Genomic DNA, 650 nt, shown 5'->3' with positions numbered 1-650 from the left:
CACGGTGTGATTCATGACTGGGGTGAAGTCGTAACAAGGTAGCCGTAGGGGAACCTGCGGCTGGATCACCTCCTTAATCGACGACATCAGCTGCTCCATAAGTTCCCACACGAATTGCTTGATTCATTGAAGAAGACGATAAGAAGCAGCCCGAAATTGGGTCTGTAGCTCAGTTGGTTAGAGCGCACCCCTGATAAGGGTGAGGTCGGCAGTTCGAATCTGCCCAGACCCACCAATTTTGTGTGGGAAACGCCTGTAGAAATACGGGGCCATAGCTCAGCTGGGAGAGCGCCTGCCTTGCACGCAGGAGGTCAACGGTTCGATCCCGTTTGGCTCCACCACTACTGCTTCTACGTTAAGAAAGCTTAGAAATGAGCATTCCATCAGGTTGATGATGAATGTTGATTTCTAGTCTTTGATTAGATCGTTCTTTAAAAATTTGGGTATGTGATAGAAAGATAGACTGAACGTTACTTTCACTGGTAACGGATCAGGCTAAGGTAAAATTTGTGAGTTCTCTTAGTTGAGAAATTCGAATTTTCGGCGAATGTTGTCTTCACAGTATAACCAGATTGCTTGGGGTTATATGGTCAAGTGAAGAAGCGCATACGGTGGATGCCTTGGCAGTCAGAGGCGATGAAAGACGTGGT

The 650-nt window shown here is 47.1% G+C and carries 2 tRNA genes and 1 rRNA gene; all 3 read left to right on the top strand.

Annotated features, from left to right (window positions below):
* Positions 1 to 76: ribosomal RNA gene (locus GIW48_RS29660) — 16S ribosomal RNA — on the top strand; the annotation flags it as partial.
* An 82-nt stretch (positions 77 to 158) separates the two neighbouring features.
* Positions 159 to 235 (top strand) — tRNA-Ile (locus GIW48_RS29655).
* A gap of 30 nt (positions 236 to 265) precedes the next feature.
* A tRNA-Ala gene (locus GIW48_RS29650) sits at positions 266 to 341 on the top strand.
* Positions 342 to 650: the final 309 nt, after the last annotated feature.

The sequence above is a fragment of the Pseudomonas sp. PA-6-3C genome (assembly GCF_021605825.1).
GTDB classification, from domain to species: domain Bacteria; phylum Pseudomonadota; class Gammaproteobacteria; order Pseudomonadales; family Pseudomonadaceae; genus Aquipseudomonas; species Aquipseudomonas edaphica.
This window is presented reverse-complemented; position numbering and strand designations above follow the sequence as displayed.